Source organism: Mycobacterium dioxanotrophicus, assembly GCF_002157835.1.
Classification (GTDB): domain Bacteria; phylum Actinomycetota; class Actinomycetes; order Mycobacteriales; family Mycobacteriaceae; genus Mycobacterium; species Mycobacterium dioxanotrophicus.
The window spans coordinates 203,067-221,540 of record NZ_CP020809.1 but is presented as its reverse complement, the minus strand read 5'-3'; the positions used below and the strand labels follow the sequence as shown (position 1 = coordinate 221,540).

Below are 18,474 nucleotides of genomic sequence, written 5' to 3'. Positions count from 1 at the left end.
GCTCGCTAATCCCTCATCAGCAGGGAACGCACCAGCGGGCGCGGACCAACCGGTCGCAGCATCGAACTGGCGGGGCGGGGACGCACCATCTGCGGCCACCAGAACCACCGGCCCAACAGTGCGGCGATGGACGGTGTCATGAAGGCGCGCACGATCAAGGTGTCGAACAACAGGCCCAGACCGATTGTCGTACCGACCTGTCCGATGGTCAGCAGGTCGCTGACGATCATCGACGCCATCGTGGCCGCGAACACCAGGCCGGCGGCCGTCACCACCTTGCCGGTACCGCCCATGGCCCGGATGATGCCGGTGTTGATGCCGGCCGCCAGTTCCTCTTTCATGCGCGACACCAACAACAGGTTGTAGTCGGAACCGACCGCCAACAGCACGATCACCGACATCGCCAGCACCACCCAGTTGATCTGGAGGCCCAGAATGTGCTGCCAGACAAGGACGGACAGGCCGAACGACGCGCCCAGCGACATCGCCACCGTACCGACGATGACCAGCGCAGCGACCAGACTCCGCGTCATGATCAGCATGATGACGAAGATCAGGCACAGCGCCGCCACACCGGCGATCAGCAAGTCGTATTTGGAGCCGTCGACCAGATCCTTCACTCCCGCAGCGGTACCCGCGAGGGAAAGTTTGGCGGTCTCCAGCGGCGTGCCCTTGAGCGCTTCCTCGGCCGCGATCTGAATCGGTTCGACTCGCGAAATGCCCTCGGGCGTCGCGGGATCGCCGCGCTGGGTGATGAGCATGCGCGCGGCCTTCCCGTCGGGCGACAGGAAGATCTTCATGATGCGCTGGAAGTCCTTGTTGTTCAGGACATCTGGGGGCAGGTAGAAGGAGTCGTCGTTCTTCGACGCGTCGAACGCCTTCCCCATCGCCGTCGCGTTCTCGGTCGAGTCGTCCATCTGGGAGAAGATGCCGGACATGGTGCTGTGCATCGTCAGCATCATCTGACGGGTGCTCTGCATCGACTCGATCATCGGCGGGAACTGATCGAGCATCTGCGGCATGAGCGTGTCCAAATGGTCGAGATCTTTGACCATGATCTGCATCTTGTCGGTCACCCGGTCGACACCGTCGAGTGCGTCAAAGATCGACCGGACCGACCAGCACAGCGGAATGTCGTAGCAGTGCGGTTCCCAGTACAGGTAGTTGCGGATCGGGCGCCAGAAGTCATCGAAATCCGCGACATGGTCCCGCAGTACCGCCATGTCCTCCTGGAGATCGTGAGTGGTCCCGACCATCCGATGGGTCGTCGCCACCATCTCCTGCATCAGGCCGTACATGCGCTGCATGAGCGCGATGGTCTTCGACATCTCGTCGGCCTGCGTGAGCATGTCTTCCATCCGCTCCTTCTGGAACGGCAGGCTCAGACGTTGACTGGCGTTCGACATGCTGAGCATGAACGGGATCGACGAGTGTTCGAGCTGAGTTCCCTCGGGCCGCGTGATCGACTGCACGTTGGCGATACCGGGAACCGCGAACACTGCCTTGGCCAGCTTGTTCAGCACCAGCAGATCCGCCGGGGTGCGCATGTCGTGATCGGACTCGATCAACAGGAGATCCGGCGTCGTCATCTTCGATTGCGGGAAATGGCGCTCGGCGGCCGTAAATCCCTGATTGGCCGGGATGTCCTGCGGAATGAACTTCTGGTCGCTGTAACTCGGGTTGTATCCCGGCAACGTCAGCAGACCGATCGCCGCCACGGCAATCGTCGCGGCCAGGATGGGGGCGGGCCAGCGCACGATCGCGGTGCCGATCCGCCGCCACCGGCGCGTGGTGACAAGGCGTTTGGGGTCGAAGAAGCCGAACCGGCTGCCGGCAGCGATGGCGGCGGGCACCAACGTGAGGGCCACTGCGACCGCCACCAATATGCCCACGGCGCCGGGAATGCCCAGCGGTTTGAAGTAGGGCAACCGGGTAAAGCTCAGGCAGGCAATCGCTCCCGCGATCGTCACGCCGGATGCCAGGACGACCTTCGCAACTCCGTGGTAGGCGGTGTAGTACGCGGTTTCGCGGTCCTCGCCGGCCTGCCTCGCCTCTTGATATCGCCCGGTGAAGAAGATCCCGTAGTCGGTTCCGGCGGCGATGCCGACGGACACCAACAGATTGACGACATAGGTCGTGAGCCCGACTATGCCGTGCAATCCGAGAAATGCCACCAAACCGCGGGCCACCTGCAGCTCGATGGCCACGGTCAGCAGCAGGATGATGACGGTGATGAAGGAGCGGTAGAGCAAGAGCAGCATCAGGAAGATGACCCCGATGCTGACCACCGTGATCAGGATGACGGTCCGGTTCCCGCTCTGGCCCATGTCCGCGACGATCGCGGCGGGACCGGTTACATAGGTGCGGAGACCCGGCGGCTGCGGCGTGTTCTTCACGACGTCCTGAACGGCCTTCACCGACTCGTTCGCCGCAGCCTGCCCGAAGCTTCCGTGCAGGTTCAACTGAACGTATGCGGCCTTACCGTCGGCACTTTGAGCAGCACCGGCGGTGAGCGGATCTCCCCAGAAATCCTGGACGTGCTGGATGTGCGTCGGGTCGGCCTTGAGCTGCCGTATAACGCTGTCGTAGTACTTGTGTGCCTCGTCGCCGAGAGGTTCGTCGCCCTCCAGGACGATAACCGCGACACTCTCCGAATTGGATTCCTGGAACACCTCGCCCATGCGCTTCATCGCCAGCACCGACGGCGCATCGGGCGGGCTCAGCGACACCGAGTGCTTGGCCTCGACGACTTCGAGCGGAGGAATGGCGACCGTCACCAGAACCGTGATGGCCACCCACCCGAGAATGATGAGCACGGAGCTCTTCCGGATGAAAGTCGCAATCCGAGAGCGAGGAGCCTGGTCCGCGACTACTTGTGCGTGGCTCATGCGGCCTTCAGGAGGCAGGAGGTAAACGCGTTCACTTCGTTCGACACCTTCTCGGCCTTGACCTCATCATCCACGGTGATGCGGCAGCCGATGTTGTCACTATCGCCCTGGGCCATGATGCTTCCGATGGCAGTGGTCTTGGTGATGTCGAATTGCAGCGACCAGGGCAGGCTGACGTTCTTGATGAACTGCGGATCGGTATTGATGTCGAAGTAGCTGATGGACGCCACGGTGCCCGGGGATCCGAAGACTTCGTACGTCAGTCGCTTGGGGTTGAAAGGTTTGGTGTCCGCCAATTGGGTATCGGCATATGATTGGCGCTTTTCATTGCCGAATATGCTGTGCAGACGGGACACGGTAAAGCCTCCGGCACCAATCACCGCGAGCACGAGTAGCGGAATCCATAACCGCCGCAGAAGCCCAAAAATCGTAGCCCTCCTCGCCTATCCCCGCACCCGGGCACCATGCTGCGGCATGTGCAGCTTGATCGCAATCCCGAGACACCACCGGGGCGCAACGTAGTCGTTGAAGACTAGACCATGCCGGATACGGGCATATAGGTCCGTTCCCCACGCGATATCTGATCGGAACGCACACTACATGCGTGCGTCACTCCCGCTTTTCTACACATAGTCTTGAATACTTCTTCGCTGGTTGCAAAACGCGCAGCACACGTCATAAATAGCAAATTGGCCATTTATTGACGATATGTGCGAAATCCAGCCAGAATCCCGGATGTCGCCCATGCTGGCGAACAACCGGCTCAGCGGCTCGACGGCCGGCCGGGAGGCCCGGCGCCAGCCGGCCGAACCAGATGATCGGATCACGTCTGGATCACGAGAAGTCAGCAAGATCGCGGGAAATCCACACCGTCCTGCCGGGATCGTGCCCGTCGCCGGCCGGCCCGCAGCAGGTGGCTGGCGGTCCGACAGGCCGGCGGATCGCGGTCTCCCGGCCAACTCGCGACCCGTGCCGATCGATCGAGAACGCGCCCGACATCGATCCGAGCGGCGGTATCGGCCGTTCCTGCGGGCTTCCGGCCCCGCCCCGCAGACCGGCGCGCCTGCGCCTCGCCAAAACTCGCAGGTCGGCGCAGCGACAGCGCCTCATGAGCGCAAGCTGTGAAGGTCCTCGCAGGCCCGTCGGCCCCGAGCGGCTGCGGTGGCGCGCCGCAGGGGCAGGAGAGCCCGACATGAATTAACGCAAGCGCAAACAAACCGCTCGATGCGTTCAAGTTTCTTCCGGAATATCGCGATAATCGCCCCGCCGGCATAGTCGGCGTTCGCCATTTGCCTGTTTATGTCGACGGTGCATCTGCGAAATCGACCGGCATCGGCGTTGACGGTGGAGTGACTGGCGCCAAAGCCATTTTGAACAAACTCCGAAAACCCGGACCGATGTCACAACAAGGCGCGGATTTCTCGACCCAAACCGTTGTCGGTCGAAGTTCGCCGATGGCCTGTTCCAGACCGGCGACGATATTCGTCGTGCGTTGTTTCTATGTATTCGTCAGCCCCGCCCAGCCGTACCGGACGGCCCCGTCTGAACGCATATTTCTCGGCGTCAGTTCGATGAATTCGTCGCGCAACCTGCCGGCCCGATATGCGGGTCGCAAAATCGGGTAAAGGGGTTCTCGGGGCCGACCCTGATCAGGTCCCGTCCGCTGCGCTGCGCCACGCCGCACTGCGCAACAACCGAAGTCCGTTCAGCCCCACGATGACGGTGGAACCTTCGTGCCCGGCCACACCCAACGGCAGCGGCAAGGTCGCCGTGAGGTCCCAGATCACCAGCGCGGCAATGAATGTCGCAGCGATGGCCAGGTTGGCGACGACCACGCGGCGTGCCCGGCGCGACAGCGCGATCACGGTCGCGACCGCGTTCAGGTCGTCACCGATGATCACGGCATCGGCGGTCTGCAACGTCAGATCCGACCCGGCACCGCCCATGGCCACACCCGTATGGGCCGCGGCCAACGCCGGTGCGTCGTTGATGCCGTCGCCGACCATCGCCAACCGCGTTCCATCGGCCTGCAGTTCCGCGACAGCGTCGACCTTGTGGTGCGGAAGCAGACCCGCACGGACATCGGTGATGCCCACGCGGTCGGCCAATATCGTTGCCGCGGTGTCGTTGTCGCCGGTCAAGAGCACCGGAGTGCACCCGGTCAGCCGGGCGGCGGCCGTCACCGCACCGGGCGCGTCCGGCCGCAGTTGGTCAGTCAAGCCCAGCACTCCGACCGGGCGATCCGCAGCAGTCACGATCACCGCCGTGCAGCCCCGCTGTTGCACGAGCCCGACCACCTCGGCGTCCGCACCGGCGAGGGTGTCGGGCAACGCCGTTGGCGACGCGACGGTGACGCGCGTGCCGTTGACGGTTGCACTGACACCGAGCCCCGGTTTCGCGATGAAATCGGTTGCGGCGGGCCATCGCAGCCCACAGGTCTTCGCCGCGCGCACAATCGCCGCACCGAGTGGGTGCTCGCTGGGATGCTCGACCGCAGCTGCCAGCACCAGCACGTCGTCATCGGTCATACCTGGTGCGAGGACGTGGATTTCGGCGAGTTCCGGGACACCGCGGGTCAGGGTGCCGGTCTTGTCGAATGCAATCCTGGTGGTGGTGCCGAGTTGCTCCATGACGACTGCCGACTTGACCAGCACGCCGTGGCGGCCGGCGTTGGCGATCGCGGCGAGCAGCGGAGGCATGGTCGCGAGTACCACAGCGCACGGCGAGGCGACGATCATGAACGTCATCGCGCGCAGCAGCGATGCCTGCAAGGTGTCGCCGAACAGCAGCGGGATGACGAATACGGCGATGGTGACCGCGACCATGCCGATCGAGTAGCGCTGCTCGATCTTCTCGATGAACAACTGCGTGCGGGCCTTGGTCTGGCTGGCCTCGTGCACCAGCGCGACGATCCGCGCGACGACCGAATCTTCGGCGCGGCGGTCTACCCGAATCCGTAGCGCCCCAGTGCCGTTGAGAGTGCCCGCGAAGACCTCGTCGCCCGCCGATTTGTCGACCGGCAGCGGTTCGCCGGTGATGGTTGCCTGGTCGATCTCGCTGGCGCCGGTGATCACCGTGGCGTCGGCGCCGACCCGCTCCCCGGGCCGCACCAGCACCACATCGCCGATCTCGAGGTCGGCTGCCCTGACGGTCTCCTCACTGCCGTCGTCGGATATCCGGGTGGCGGTGTCCGGGGCAAGGTCGAGCAGGCCGCGCACGGCGTCCTCGGTACGGGCGGTGGCCACGGCCTCCAGCGCACCGGAGGTCGCGAAGATCACGATCAACAGCGCCCCGTCGGTGATCTGGCCGATGGCGGCTGCGCCGATCGCAGCGGCGACCATCAGCAGATCCACGTCCAGCGTCTTGTCACGCAGCGCCTGCAGGCCGGCCAGCGCGGGTTCCCAGCCACCGGTCAGGTAGCTCGCCAGGTACAGCGTCCACCAGGACCATGCCGGGGCGCCCGCGAGCTGCACCGCCAGCCCCGTCAGGAAAAACGCTAATGCTGCTGCAGCCCAACGGCTTTCGGGCAGATCGAACACTCTGCGTCGGCCGGCAAGTGCTGACGACGCGACAGTCGCACGCTGGGCGGGCTCCGTGAGCGCCGGCATGACGTCACCTCCAATGACGATGAGCACGTACGGTCGCGACGATATCAGAACACATGAACATGTCTTCATTCGTTGCTGTCAGTACACTGCAACGATGGGCCACGGTGTCGAAGGACGTGATCGCCCTGCCGGGCGGCTGGACGCGGATGCTGCCGCGCAGGTGGCCACCACACTGCAAGCGCTCGCCACACCGAGCCGATTGATGATCCTGACCGAGTTACGCCAGGGCTCGTGCTCGGTCTCGGAGCTCGCCGATGCCATCGGATTGGAGCAATCCCTGGTCTCGCATCAACTCCGGCTGCTACGCAATCTCGGGTTGGTCACCGGAACTCGCTCGGGCCGAAGCATCGTCTACAGCCTGTATGACAACCACGTCGCCCAACTTCTCGACGAAGCCGTCTACCACAGTGAACACCTGCGACTCGGCCTCACCGATCGCACCAACGACGTCGGCTGAGCGCGCCTACCGTGCAGCGCTGCGTCTCGAGCGGGGCGCCCCGACGAGAACCGCCAGCGCGGCCAACACCAGGCCGATTGCCAGCATTCCGGCGTTCAGGGTCACGGCAGTGGCAACAACACCGACGAGCAGCGGTCCCCCGGCATCACCGAGCTCGCGGCCGATCTCGGCGGATCCCATGGTCTGGCCAAGCCGTTCGGGTGGGCTGGTCTGAGCCAGGTGCGCGAAGCCCAGAGGGGTGATCAGCCCGGTGCCGGCTCCGATGGTGACCGCCGCCAGCAGGATGCCTGCCAGCCCCGGCACCACAGTGGCGACCGCGGTTCCGGTCGCCGCCAGCAGAAGACCGACGGTCATGCCGGTCCGGTCCTGCAGCCGCCCGGCGTCTCGAGCGCGTCCCACTCGCGGCTGGATCAGCGCGGCAGCGGCCGCCAACACCGATACGACCGCACCCGTGGCCAAGGGCCCGAGGCCGTGGCGCGCACCGATCGCCGGCAGGAACCCGACGCCGACGGCCAGGGCTGCGGTGGCGCCGGCCAAAGCCGCTGTCGGGCGCAAGAAACTGCCGCTGGCCAGGCGTCGCGCCAAGTCCACGACGGTCTGACGCTTCTTCGGGAGCACCTCGGCGGCAGGCACCACGACCAGCGCCCAGCCCGCCACCAGTGCGGCGAGCACCGCCAATGTGCTGAACAGCAGCCGGTACCCACCCGCCGCGATCAGGACGCCACCCAGAACCGGGCCCAGGGTGTACCCGAGCCCTTTCCATGCGCCGTAGCTGCCATAGGCACGACCGTGCGCGGTGGCCGGTGTCAGCCGAGCAAGCATCGCCCCGGCCGCGGGCGAGAAGGCCGCAGCCGCAGCGCCCTGGCCGAACCGGGCCAACCCGATCAGGCCGGGATTGCCTGCCAGCACGAACGCGGCGGATGCCAGGGCGAACGCCACCAGACCACCGAGCAACACGGGGCGTGCCCCGACGCGGTCCGCCAGCGTTCCGAACACCGGTTTGAGGAGGACTTCCGCGCCGTCGTACACGGCCAGCAGCAACCCCAACGTGAGCAGGCTGGTGTGCTCGGCCTGTGTATAGCCCGCGAGGCTGGCCGCAATGCTGTGCGCCCCGAATGCGGTGACGAAACCCGCGGCGTACAGCGGCAGTAATCGGGCCCGAGGAATACGTGGGTCCACGGTCATGGTGCAGACTCCGGTTTCACATCTGGTGCAGGGCCGCGAAGACCCGCTCGGTGTAGTCGGCCAAGCGGTCGGCGCAGTGCTTGAGCTGCTGATCGGCCTCCGCGGCGGCGGAAGCGCCGAACACATCCCGGGCCTTGATGTCGCGATGCCAGCGGCGTAACCGCTCGAGGCTCTGCTCCTCTTCCTCCAATTCAGCCATGGTGAACTTGCCCTTGGCGATCTCCTTGTCGATCTCGGCGTCGAAACCCCTACAGTCAGAAAGGAATTCCGACCACTCCTCGGCGCGCTCGGCGGTGAACATGGCTTCGAGCCGATCCGCATCGGGCTCCTGATGCCCGGCGGCGTCAAGCATCAGCACCTCGCCTTCACCGCGTCGGGCCAGCTCGATCACGCGCGCGACACCCTCGGCGAAGACCGGCACGTTCGGCACCACCCATACGCCCTGACCGATCTGCAGGGCGCCAACGCGGCGCAGCTCCCGCCAGACCGCGACCCGATGACGCGAGGGCTCCGCCGGCACCCGCACCACCAGTACGAGCCAGCGCACCACCTCGGGTTGTTCTGTCACGACAGGGAATGTAACAGGCGTTACTTCTCCAGGTGAACCCACGCGCAGTTCTCCGGAGCCGACCCGGAAGCGCGTGAGAAGGCCGCCCTGCGGGTGATCGCACTGTCGTTCTTCGCCCTCGCCGGCTACATCGTCGTCGAATCGATCCGCTCGCTCACCGGTGCCACCGAGGCGCGCCATTCCGTGATCGGCATCGCCCTCACCGCCACCAGCCTTGTCGTGATGCCACTGCTGTCGTTCGCGCAGCGGCGCGCCGGCCGTGAGCTCCGCTCCCGTTCCGCGGTCGCCGATTCCAAACAGACCCTGCTGTGCACCTACCTGTCAGCGGTGGTGCTCGCCGGGCTGGTGCTCAACAGTCTGTTCGGCTGGAGCTGGGCCGACCCGGTCGCCGCGCTGCTGCTCGCCGCGGTCGCCGTCAACGAAGGCCGCGAGGCGTGGCGGGGCGAAACCTGCTGCGACTGAACAGGTCACGCCTGTCAGCCGCGCCCTCACGCGTCGGGTGCGATGACGAGGTCACGGGCCCGTAGCGCCAGCCACAGTTCGGCCGTATGGGCGGTGGCAGCGAGGTTGCGGCCGGTGATCTCTTCGATGCGCCGCAGCCGATAGGCGACGGTCTGCCGATGCACCCCGACCTCGTTGGCCGTGAGCTGCCACGACTTGTCCAGTCGCAGAAACGTGTCCAGCGTCTCGACGAACGTGGTGCCGTGTTCGGCGTCGTAGGCCAGCAAGTCACCGAGGACCCGGTCGACGACAAGCTGTGCCTCGTCGGCGTCACGCAGGACCGACAGCATCGTCGCATCGGCGTAATGGCATTGGCGCTCGGCCATGTTGGCGGCGTCGCGCACGGCCCAGTTGGCTTCCCGGACGGCCGCGGGCGCCCGCCCGGCAGCCACGAGCGGATCACTGATCCCGATCAGCGCATCAGGTCCCAGCCGGCGGCGCAGCACCGCCACCGGCTGGGGTCCTGCCGGCAACAACGCATAGAGCAATCCGGCCCGACGCAACAGCAGATGGGAGGTCCGGTGGCGATCGAGACTCAGATGCAGATCGCGTTCGCCGGTGCTGCTGCCGCCTTGCACCGCCACGAGAACACAGCGTTCGGCCGGGAGCCCCGCCTCGTCGAGCTGACGCGCCAACTCGCGTTCACCCAACCGCAGGTCGATCAGATTGGCCAAGGTCTCCGCACCCCGCCGGCGCCGGTGCTCACGGCGGATGCCCTGTTGCACCAGAAGCACCCCCGCAGCAGTGGCCACGTGTTGCAGGACCACGAGGTCCGGCGGTGCGCCGCGGAAGTCATAGGTCACCAGGACCGTCGGATCCGGATCGGGGACCTCCACGATCTGGCCCCGGAAGCCGTCGGCGTCCAGGTGCAGAACTCCGGGAAGCATCCCGCCGCGTTGCGCGATGAGATCGACCACCGCGCGCCGCAGTCTCTCGGGCGGCTCCGCACTGCCGTCGAGCACCGCAATACCGGTCTCACCATCGAGAAGGGCCAGGCGGCAACGCAATTCGCGGGAGAACTGGTCGAGGATCCCGCCCTTGCCGGGATTGAGCACCGACCGCTGGATGAGGGTGTAGACGCGTTCGGTCATGGCAAGCCGCCGGCCCTCGTCGGACATGTTGGCCTCGGCGACCGCCCGCCCGATCGTGGTGAACCCGGCCGAGAACGGTGCGATGAGGATCGGCAGGCCCAACTGGTCGGCGACATCGACGGCGTCCTGCTGCAGTTCCGGAGTGTCAGGGTCCATGCCGAGCACCAGGCCTGCGGTACCGGTATCGGACAACGCGCGCAGGAGTGCGATCTGAGACTCGACGTCGGCGGGCAGGGTGCGGCCGTTCTTCATCAACAGCTCTCCCCCGGTCATCCACTCCCATGGAGTACTCAGATCGGACGCTTGGGCCCAGGTCACATGCCGGTCGACGCCCTTACCGCCCGCGCGCAGCTTCAGACGCAGGTGTGGCATCTCGATGAGATCGAGCACTGTCGGCCCCATGCATCTCTCCCCGTACCCAAGGCTGAATGACGTCTAGGAATTCATACTGACTGAGTATTCACGGGCGTGCACGACCGCTGCATAGTCAACCCTCAACACCTTCTGTGAGGAGCGCCCCCATGCGTCCGGACACCCGAAGTCACAAAGCCCCAGCCGACCCCCCGCACCACGAGGTCGAGAAACTCAATCGCGGGTTCACGCTCCGCTCGGCGTTCTCCCTTGCCTTCGCCGACGTGTCACCGATCGTGGCGCTCTACGCGATCTTCACCCTGGGCCTGTTCACCGCCGGGCCACGGTTCTTCTGGGCCTTCCCGATCGTGCTCGTCGGCCAGCTGGCGGTGGCAGCTGTGTTCGGCGAGCTGTCCTCACGATGGCCGTATGCCGGCAGCGTGTATCAGTGGGCGCGCCACGTTCGCGGCACCACCGCGGGGTGGACCGCCGCATGGGCCTACATGTGGGGCTTGACCATCGCGCTCTCGACACTCGCGTACGCCGCCGCCGGATTCCTCCTCGAAGTGCTCGGCATCGAGGAACGCAGCCGGTGGACCACCACGCTGGTGGCCATCGCCATCATCGCGATCGGCACCGCCACCAACATGATCGGCCGACGGGTGCTCAAGGTGATGGTGATCGCCAGTATCACGTGCGAAATCCTCGGATCGGTCGGGCTGGGCATCGTCCTGCTGATCTTCTATCGCGAGAACCCGTTCTCCGCACTGCTGCACGGACTGCCCGGCTCAGGAGGCTGGATGTCAGGCCCGATGCTGCTTGCCATCGCCTACGCCGGCTGGGCATTCGTGGGGTTCGAGTCGGCGGGTTCCATCGCCGAAGAGGTCGACGACCCCGCCCGCAACGTGCCCAAGGCCATCATCGGCAGCCTGTTCGGTGTCGGTCTGATCGTCATGTTCTCCAGTGCCGCACTGATTTTGGCCATACCCGATCTCGACAAGGTGCTCACCGAGCAGACCGGCGACCCGGTCGCAGGCACCCTGACCGCACATCTGGGATCCGGGGTCGCCAAACCGCTGCTCATCATGTTCGTCATCGGATTCATCTCCAGCTTCCTGGCGGTGCAGGCAGCGGTGTCCCGGTGTATCTGGGGTGCCGCGCGCGACCGCGGGTTGCCGTCGTCCAAGCTGTTCAGCAAGCTGGCCGGGCCGGAGCGCATGCCGATCAACGCCATCGGCCTCACCGCTGTCGTGGCGATCGCGCTCGTGCTTCTCGCCGGCTCCAACTTCTACAACATCCTGGTCAATTTCACGGTCATCGGCTTCTACATCGCCTTCGGCATCCCGGTGTTGGGTGCGGCGTGGGCCCGGTTGACGGGCCGCTGGACGCCAGGGGTGTTCACCCTCGGGCGCTGGGGAGCGCCGATCACCTACTTCGCCGCGGTGTGGATCGTGGTCCAGACGATCAACGTGGTGTGGCCCCGGGTTCAGCCGGGCCAGCCGTGGTACATCAACTGGAGCATGGTCATCACCACCGTGGTGCTCGGAGCGATCGGCGCGGTGATCTATGTGAGCCTGCGCGGCCGCATCGCCGAGCCGGTGGCCGACCGCTTGCGGCTCGAGCAGCAGGCAAAACTGTGAGCCCGCGGGTCGCGGTGGTGACGGGTGCAGCGTCGGGCATCGGCGCGGCCGTCAGTGCCGAGCTGGCAGGGCACGGGTGGACGGTCGCTGGCCTGGACCTCCAACCCGCCGACATCGGCGAATTATCCGTGACCGCAGACGTTTCCGATGCGGTCCAGGTCCGCGAAGCCGTCGGCATCGTCCGCGCCGAGCTCGGCCCGATCGAGGCGTTGGTGACAGCCGCCGGTTACTACGAGATGGTGCCGGTCTCGGAGATCACAGCGCAGGCGTGGACCCGCATGCTGCGCGTGCACCTCGGCGGCCTGCGCAACGCCACCTGCGCGGTCCTGCCGGAGATGCGTGAGCGGCGCCGCGGCGCCATCGTCGCGATCGCATCGGAGCTGGCGATCGGCGGTGGCGACGGCGACGCGCATTACGCGGCCGCGAAAGGCGGCATCATCGGATTCGTCCGGAGCCTGGCAACCGAAGTGGCGGCCGACGGCATCCGGGTCAACGCGGTCGCACCCGGCCCGACGGACACGCCGCTGCTCGCGGCCAATTCCCCGTGGCGGGCTCCCGACTACCTGGCGACGCTTCCGGCAGGCCGCCTGTGCCGGGCCGACGAAGTGGCACAGGTGGTTCAGTTCCTGATCGACGAATCTTCCTTCTGCACCGGTGAAGTCGTATCGCCCAACAGCGGAGCGGTGATCTGATGAGCTCACGTCGCATCCCCGTCGCGGTCGTCACGGGTGCCACACAGGGCATCGGGCAGGCGATCGCCGAGCAGCTGGCCGGCGACGGCTACTACGTCGGCGTGAACGGCCGCAGCGAGACGCCCCAGATGAAAGAGGTCGTCGAATCCGTCCGCGGGTTCGCCGTGCCCGCCGATATCCACGACCGTGCGGCGGTGTCGGAGGCCATCGCCGAGATCGACCAGCGGCACGACGGCATCGACGTTCTGGTGTGCAACGCGGCCTACATGTCGATGGCGCCGTTGACCGACCACGATGAGGACGACTGGTGGAAGGTTGTCGACACCAACCTCGGCGGCACGTTCCACACCATTGCGGCCGTGCTGCCCGGCATGCGCCGAATCGGCCAAGGGCGCATCGTGATCGTGACATCCGAATGGGGTGTCACGGGTTGGCCCAACGCCACCGCGTACGCCGCATCGAAGGCCGGCCTGATAGCGCTCACCAAGACCTTGGGCCGCGAACTGGCCCGCGAGAACATCGTCGTCAACGCGGTGGCACCCGGCGTCATCGACACCCCGCAACTTCAGGTCGACGCCGCCGATGCGGGTATCAGCCTCGCCGAGATGCACCAACGGTATTCCGAGGGCATACCCGTCGGCCGGATCGGCCACCCCGAGGAGATCGCGGCCGCCGTCGCGCTGCTGGTGCGGCCGCAGCTGGGATCGGTCATCGGGCAGACATTTCAGATCAACGGAGGGACCACCCGATGCAGAGTATGACCAACGGCCAGCCCACACCGACCCCCGCCCCGACCGGTCCGATCGACGGGCTGCAGGTCCCGCGTTACGCCGGGCATACCACCTTCGCGCGGCTCCCGCGGATCGAGGACGTGCAGCGGCACGACATCGCAGTCGTCGGCATCCCGTTCGACACCGGGGTCACCTACCGCCCCGGTGCCCGTTTCGGGCCTGCGCACATTCGTCAGTCCTCCCGGCTGCTCCGCCCGTACAACCCGGCGCTGGACGTCGCACCGTTCGCCCATCGACAGGTGGTCGACGCCGGTGACCTGACCTTCAATCCGTTCGACATCGAAACCGCCGTCGCGCAGATCGAACACGGTGCCGTCGAACTCCTCCGCGACGGCGCCACCCTGGTCTCGCTCGGCGGAGATCACACCATCGCCTATCCACTCCTGAAGGCCGTCAACAGGATTCACGGCCAAGTGGCACTCGTGCACTTCGACGCCCACCTCGACACATGGGACACCTACTTCAACACCCCGCTGACCCACGGCACGCCGTTTCGGCGGGCCGCCGAGGAGGGTTTGTTCGTCTCGGGCCACAGCGCCCATGTCGGCATCCGCGGGTCGCTGTACTCGCGCAACGATCTGGCCGAAGATGCCGACATGGGGTTCCACGTCGTGCACTGTCGCGATCTTCACCGCCGGTCGATCGACGACATCGTCGACGCGCTGCGGCGCAGCATCGGCGAGCTGCCGCTGTACGTATCGGTCGACATCGACGTGCTCGATCCGGCACACGCACCGGGCACCGGGACACCTGAAGCCGGGGGTATGACGAGCCGCGAATTACTGGAAATAGTACGGGGATTCGACGGGCTCAACCTGGTGGCCGCCGACATCGTCGAAGTGTCACCCGCCTACGACCACGCCGAGATCACCGGTGTCGCGGCGGCCAACCTCGCCTACGAATTCGTCTCACTGCTGGCGAGAAAGTCATGACCATGCGCGCCGCAGGGCCGGTGTCGTGGCCGCGCGGCAACCGCGCGGCCGCGAGCTTCACCTTCGACGTGGACGCCGAATCGGCTCTCCTCGGGGTCGACACCGCGTTGGCCGGTCGAATGTCGGTGATGTCCCATCAGGCCTACGGGCCGCTCGTGGGTGTCCCCCGTATCTTGGCCCTCCTCGCGCGACACGACGTGCGGTCGACCTTCTTCGTACCCGGCTACACGGCGGTGCGCTACCCCGACGTCGTGCGCGCGATCGCCGACGCAGGCCACGAGATCGCGCATCACGGTTACCTGCACGAAGTGCTGACCGGCATGACTCCCGAGCAGGAGAGTGTCGTGATCGACCGCGGCATCGAGGCTCTCGCCGCGGTGACCGGTAGCGCACCCGTCGGATTCCGGGCGCCGATGTGGGAACTGAACTGGCACACCCCGAAGCTGTTGGCCGACCGGGGGTTTCTCTACGACACGAGTCTGATGGACGCCGACCACCCGTACGAGTTGACCGTGGCCGGTGGCGGGCAGCTCGTCGAGATCCCGATCCAGTGGGCCCTCGACGACTGGGAGCAGTACTGCTACATCCCGGAATTCTCCGGGTCCGGGTTGATCGAAAGCCCACGCAAGGCCGCAGAGATCTGGCGGCTGGAGTTCGAAGGGCTGCGTTCGGCCGGCGGGTGCTTCGTGTTGACCAACCACCCGTTCCTGTCGGGTCGGCCGTCGCGCGCGGCGGCGTTGGAGGAACTCGTCGAATACGTGGCTTCGTGTTCCGATGTGTGGCTGGCGCCCCTGCACGAGATCGCGGCGCATGTGCGCGGCCTGGCGCTGACACCGCGGTCGATCGTGCGGCCCGACCCTGCCCAATTCTGAACCCGCATGGCCCGTTTCAACGTGGCCGGATGCGCCGACTAAACCGTTGCCCGCGTGGATTGTTGGCGCGTCACATACCACGTCGTCGCGCCGACCGGACATGACGGTTTGGCATCGGTGTGGTCACGCCCGCGGCGCGACCGCATGTCGACCCCGCATCTAATTACACGGATGTATGGACGCCGTGCGCGCGCGGCTCTACATTTCAGCTGCACAAATTTTCGTGACAGTCATTTCGAAGCACGATCGAGGGAGTCGTCGGGGATGATCAGCTTTGCTCGAATCGCAGTCAAAGTTGTTGCCAGCGCCGGAGTTTGCGTGGCCGCCGCGGCGGTGTGCCCGACCGCCGGGGCCGCTACGCTGAAGGCGGGCGGATACAAATGTCTTGACGCGGCCGCAGGAACGGCAGCGCCAGGTGCCGCACCCGTAGCAGCGGCCGCCCCGTGCGCCGCGCCGGCCGTCGAAGCCGCAGGAGCGGCCGTGCCTGTCGTGCCCGCGGCCATCGCACCGGTCCCGGTCGTACCCCCGCAGGCATCCCACCGGTGCCCGTGGTGCCCCGCTGGGCGCCCGCCCGTACCGCTCGCACCACCGCTGCCTGTCGTGCCCGCGGCCGCAGGCGCACCCATCGCCGCGGCGGCCGGACCCGCCGGTGCTCCGCTGGCGGACATGGTCGGCGTGGGGGCCGGAAAAGAGGCGCCCACGAGCCGGCCCGCCGATGCCGGCGGACCGGCACCGGGCGTTCCGGTTCAGCCCGGTCCCCAGGGCTGATCCGCGCCCGCACGACGGGCGCACCTGAAGACGGGCGGCGATCACACGATCGCCGCCCGTTGTCGTATGTCGGACCGCCGAAAACGGCTGTCGCAGTGACTATTCCTGCACGATCACCGGGTCGCCGACGTTGACCGTCTTGAAGTACCACTCGGCGGCGGCCGGGGTCAGGCTGATGCACCCGTGGCTGGTGTTCTCGAATCCGATCGATTGCACGGCCCACGGAGCAGAATGCACGAACAGCCCTCGGCGGGTGAACCGCACGGCGTACTCGACGTCGGTGAGGTAGCCGTCAGGAGATTCCACGGGTATGCCCACACTGCTGGAATCCATTGTCACAGAGCGTTCTTTCCCGAGAACCGTGTAATTGCCGACGGGAGTGGCGTACTCCGGCCGACCCATGGAGGCCAGCAGCACGCCAGGTTCGCCGAGGTGCGGCAGGTGGTGCGGGGATGGCATGTCGAGCGGTGACTCCCCGTCAATCGTCACGGTGAACGTGTGCTCGGAGATACTGGCTACTCCGACAACTTTCGGCCCCGTCTTGAATTCGAGCGGCATACCGCCGACGGACAGGCTGATGGTGCTGTGCGCCGGCCAGTACTGGTCGGGCACCCATTGCACGACCTTGTCGTCAAGCCACTCGTACTTTCCGGTCATCGCCGGTGCGGACGTGAGTCCGATGGCGCGCTCGGCAGCATCGCGGTTGGCGACGGGCCGCTTGAACGTCAGCAGCACCGGGTGCGCGACACCTACGGCGGCAGTCCCGGTCGGCAGGATCGACTCGATGTCCGAACTCAGCGGCAGCCGAACCGCCGCGGTATCGACGCGTGCGGTACCCCCGGAAACCATCAGGGCTATGACGACCAACGCGAGAACACAATGAAGTACCGCCCGCATCAGCCTGACCCCTTGATGATGACCGCCTGGTTGTGAACCCCGTCATGGTATGGGCAGTCCCTCGGCCGAACGCTTCGGCGCGCGTTGATGATTCGGTCAAGAGTTCGTCACGGTTCGGCCACGCCGCGGGAGGCACGGGCGGGCGGCTAACGTCGACGGGGCCGACGCTGGATCCGGTTCAACACCACGATGGTTATCTGGAGTCCGGCCGCCGCGAGTGCGAGCAAGAGCACGACAAACACATCACGCACTTGCAGGCCTTTCATCGTCCGAGAGCGTATGCACCGTTCGTGCCGTCGCTCAGCTCACCGCACAAGAGCCTACGTGGTGATGCACGTTGATCGCACCCACAATATGTGCAGAAACAGTGTTCGGTGATGCCCACACCGAGGCACGGTTGACGGGTGCGGTCACCTCTACAGTGAGACCTCGACAGGTCGAAGCTTCTGCCATGGAGAAGATGCGTTGAAACATGTGTTGCGCACGTTGGTGATTGGCACGGCGGCCGCCGCCGCGCTCGCGGTTGCCACTCCACGGGTCCCGCGCAGCCGCCCGCCGAACACTCTGCACCGCCGGTCACCGGCGCCGTCTTCTTCGGGGACAGCCTGACCGACGCAGGCACCTATGGATTCCGCTTCACCACGAACCCCGGACAGACCTGGGCTCAGCACATCGCCACCTCGCTCGGCCAGTCCACCGAGCCCAACGAACATGTCGGCAGCTGCGACGACGTATACGTAGGCAAGCCGGGTTCGGCAAGGCCGGGCGGCCTCAACTACGCCGAAGGCGGTCCTCGTGCCGGCCTGCCCTACTCGATGGTGTCGCAGAATCCCGAGGGCACGCCCATTTCGACGCAGGTGCAGCTACAGCACTTCCTGCACATCATGTGACTTCAAACCACGCTCACGAACTGCTCGCTGATTATGTCCGGCAACAAGCGGGATTGCGGTAGCCGCACAGTGGATCGGCCAATTCGTCAACGCTTGCATGCGAGGTCGACGTACACCGTGGTGTATTGCAATACCTGACCGGGCCCCATTGTGGTGATTCCATTGGCCACTGCCGGCGGCTGCGGACCGGTTACCGAACGTCCTTGCCGAACCGCACTGACCACGCAATCATCGATCGACCCACTGCCAACCTTGCTGACGATGACACGGTAGCCCTCGCTCTGTAGCTGACCGATGGTCTCGCTCGCCGACGATTCCGGCGAAGGTGCGGCAGAAGCAGACA

At 66.0% G+C, this 18,474-nt stretch carries 14 protein-coding genes and 1 pseudogene; 8 read left to right on the top strand and 7 right to left on the bottom strand.

Features of this window, described 5'->3' with window-relative positions; genetic code table 11:
• Positions 1 to 5: 5 nt before the first annotated feature.
• The 3 genes from BTO20_RS01055 to BTO20_RS01040 form a co-directional block, all read right to left on the bottom strand.
• Positions 6 to 2,888 carry an MMPL/RND family transporter gene (locus BTO20_RS01055; protein WP_087072636.1) on the bottom strand — a complete coding sequence of 961 codons (2,883 nt, stop codon included), beginning with the start codon at positions 2,886 to 2,888 and terminating at the stop codon, positions 6 to 8.
• Positions 2,885 to 3,304 carry an MmpS family protein gene (locus tag BTO20_RS01050; protein WP_087072634.1) on the bottom strand — a complete coding sequence of 140 codons (420 nt, stop codon included), beginning with the start codon at positions 3,302 to 3,304 and terminating at the stop codon, positions 2,885 to 2,887. The genes BTO20_RS01055 and BTO20_RS01050 overlap by 4 nt, the downstream gene beginning before the upstream one ends.
• Positions 3,305 to 4,537: 1,233 nt before the next feature.
• Entirely contained in the window at positions 4,538 to 6,496 is a 1,959-nt protein-coding gene (locus BTO20_RS01040) for a heavy metal translocating P-type ATPase (protein WP_087081412.1), read from the bottom strand.
• Positions 6,497 to 6,590: 94 nt separating this feature from the next.
• Between BTO20_RS01040 and BTO20_RS01035 the strand changes: the two genes are divergently transcribed.
• Positions 6,591 to 6,953 carry an ArsR/SmtB family transcription factor gene (locus BTO20_RS01035; protein ID WP_064948644.1) on the top strand — a complete coding sequence of 121 codons (363 nt, stop codon included), beginning with the start codon at positions 6,591 to 6,593 and terminating at the stop codon, positions 6,951 to 6,953.
• A 6-nt stretch (positions 6,954 to 6,959) separates the two neighbouring features.
• Here the strand turns inward: BTO20_RS01035 and BTO20_RS01030 are convergent, their stop codons facing one another.
• On the bottom strand, positions 6,960 to 8,138 hold the full coding sequence (locus BTO20_RS01030) for an MFS transporter (RefSeq protein ID WP_087072630.1): 1,179 nt from the start codon (positions 8,136 to 8,138) through the stop codon (positions 6,960 to 6,962).
• Positions 8,139 to 8,154: 16 nt separating this feature from the next.
• Positions 8,155 to 8,706 carry a Chromate resistance protein ChrB gene (locus BTO20_RS01025; RefSeq protein ID WP_087072627.1) on the bottom strand — a complete coding sequence of 184 codons (552 nt, stop codon included), beginning with the start codon at positions 8,704 to 8,706 and terminating at the stop codon, positions 8,155 to 8,157.
• Positions 8,707 to 8,751: 45 nt separating this feature from the next.
• Here BTO20_RS01025 and BTO20_RS01020 point away from each other — a divergent pair.
• Positions 8,752 to 9,168: pseudogene (locus tag BTO20_RS01020) on the top strand (cation transporter); the annotation flags it as partial.
• A 26-nt stretch (positions 9,169 to 9,194) separates the two neighbouring features.
• Here the strand turns inward: BTO20_RS01020 and BTO20_RS01015 are convergent.
• The gene (locus BTO20_RS01015; protein WP_087072625.1) at positions 9,195 to 10,700 is read right to left on the bottom strand and encodes a PucR family transcriptional regulator; all 1,506 of its coding nucleotides are present in this window, start codon (positions 10,698 to 10,700) and stop codon (positions 9,195 to 9,197) included.
• A gap of 119 nt (positions 10,701 to 10,819) precedes the next feature.
• Between BTO20_RS01015 and BTO20_RS01010 the strand changes: the two genes are divergently transcribed.
• The 6 genes from BTO20_RS01010 (at position 10,820) to BTO20_RS41220 (ending at position 16,344) form a co-directional block, all read left to right on the top strand.
• On the top strand, positions 10,820 to 12,289 hold the full coding sequence (locus BTO20_RS01010; protein WP_087072623.1) for an APC family permease: 1,470 nt from the start codon (positions 10,820 to 10,822) through the stop codon (positions 12,287 to 12,289).
• The gene (locus BTO20_RS01005; RefSeq protein ID WP_087072620.1) at positions 12,286 to 12,981 is read left to right on the top strand and encodes an SDR family NAD(P)-dependent oxidoreductase; all 696 of its coding nucleotides are present in this window, start codon (positions 12,286 to 12,288) and stop codon (positions 12,979 to 12,981) included. Before BTO20_RS01010 ends, BTO20_RS01005 begins: the two co-directional genes overlap by 4 nt.
• Positions 12,981 to 13,742: an SDR family NAD(P)-dependent oxidoreductase gene (locus BTO20_RS01000; protein WP_087072618.1), complete on the top strand. Its 762-nt coding sequence runs from the start codon at positions 12,981 to 12,983 to the stop codon at positions 13,740 to 13,742. The genes BTO20_RS01005 and BTO20_RS01000 overlap by 1 nt, the downstream gene beginning before the upstream one ends.
• Positions 13,730 to 14,704 carry an agmatinase gene (gene speB, locus BTO20_RS00995; RefSeq protein ID WP_408632141.1) on the top strand — a complete coding sequence of 325 codons (975 nt, stop codon included), beginning with the start codon at positions 13,730 to 13,732 and terminating at the stop codon, positions 14,702 to 14,704. Before BTO20_RS01000 ends, speB begins: the two co-directional genes overlap by 13 nt.
• A complete protein-coding gene (locus BTO20_RS00990) occupies positions 14,701 to 15,576 on the top strand; it encodes a polysaccharide deacetylase family protein (RefSeq protein WP_087072613.1) in 876 nt (291 codons plus the stop codon). The genes speB and BTO20_RS00990 overlap by 4 nt, the downstream gene beginning before the upstream one ends.
• Before the next feature lie 480 nt (positions 15,577 to 16,056).
• Entirely contained in the window at positions 16,057 to 16,344 is a 288-nt protein-coding gene (locus BTO20_RS41220) for a hypothetical protein (protein WP_332460264.1), read from the top strand.
• A gap of 99 nt (positions 16,345 to 16,443) precedes the next feature.
• Here BTO20_RS41220 and BTO20_RS00980 read toward each other — a convergent pair whose 3' ends face one another.
• A complete protein-coding gene (locus BTO20_RS00980; protein WP_087072609.1) occupies positions 16,444 to 17,241 on the bottom strand; it encodes a L,D-transpeptidase in 798 nt (265 codons plus the stop codon).
• Between the last annotated feature and the right edge of the window lie 1,233 nt (positions 17,242 to 18,474).

What these genes read in the sequence shown, in the direction of transcription:
- BTO20_RS01055 (WP_087072636.1), bottom strand. Translation starts at nt 2,888, where the DNA reads ATGAGCCACGCACAAGTAGTCGCGGACCAGGCTCCTCGCTCTCGGATT.
- BTO20_RS01040 (WP_087081412.1), bottom strand. Translation starts at nt 6,496, where the DNA reads ATGCCGGCGCTCACGGAGCCCGCCCAGCGTGCGACTGTCGCGTCGTCA.
- BTO20_RS01035 (WP_064948644.1), top strand. Translation starts at nt 6,591, where the DNA reads ATGGGCCACGGTGTCGAAGGACGTGATCGCCCTGCCGGGCGGCTGGAC.
- BTO20_RS01030 (WP_087072630.1), bottom strand. Translation starts at nt 8,138, where the DNA reads ATGACCGTGGACCCACGTATTCCTCGGGCCCGATTACTGCCGCTGTAC.
- BTO20_RS01015 (WP_087072625.1), bottom strand. Translation starts at nt 10,700, where the DNA reads ATGGGGCCGACAGTGCTCGATCTCATCGAGATGCCACACCTGCGTCTG.
- BTO20_RS01010 (WP_087072623.1), top strand. Translation starts at nt 10,820, where the DNA reads ATGCGTCCGGACACCCGAAGTCACAAAGCCCCAGCCGACCCCCCGCAC.
- BTO20_RS01000 (WP_087072618.1), top strand. Translation starts at nt 12,981, where the DNA reads ATGAGCTCACGTCGCATCCCCGTCGCGGTCGTCACGGGTGCCACACAG.
- speB (WP_408632141.1), top strand. Translation starts at nt 13,730, where the DNA reads ATGCAGAGTATGACCAACGGCCAGCCCACACCGACCCCCGCCCCGACC.
- BTO20_RS00990 (WP_087072613.1), top strand. Translation starts at nt 14,701, where the DNA reads ATGACCATGCGCGCCGCAGGGCCGGTGTCGTGGCCGCGCGGCAACCGC.
- BTO20_RS00980 (WP_087072609.1), bottom strand. Translation starts at nt 17,241, where the DNA reads ATGCGGGCGGTACTTCATTGTGTTCTCGCGTTGGTCGTCATAGCCCTG.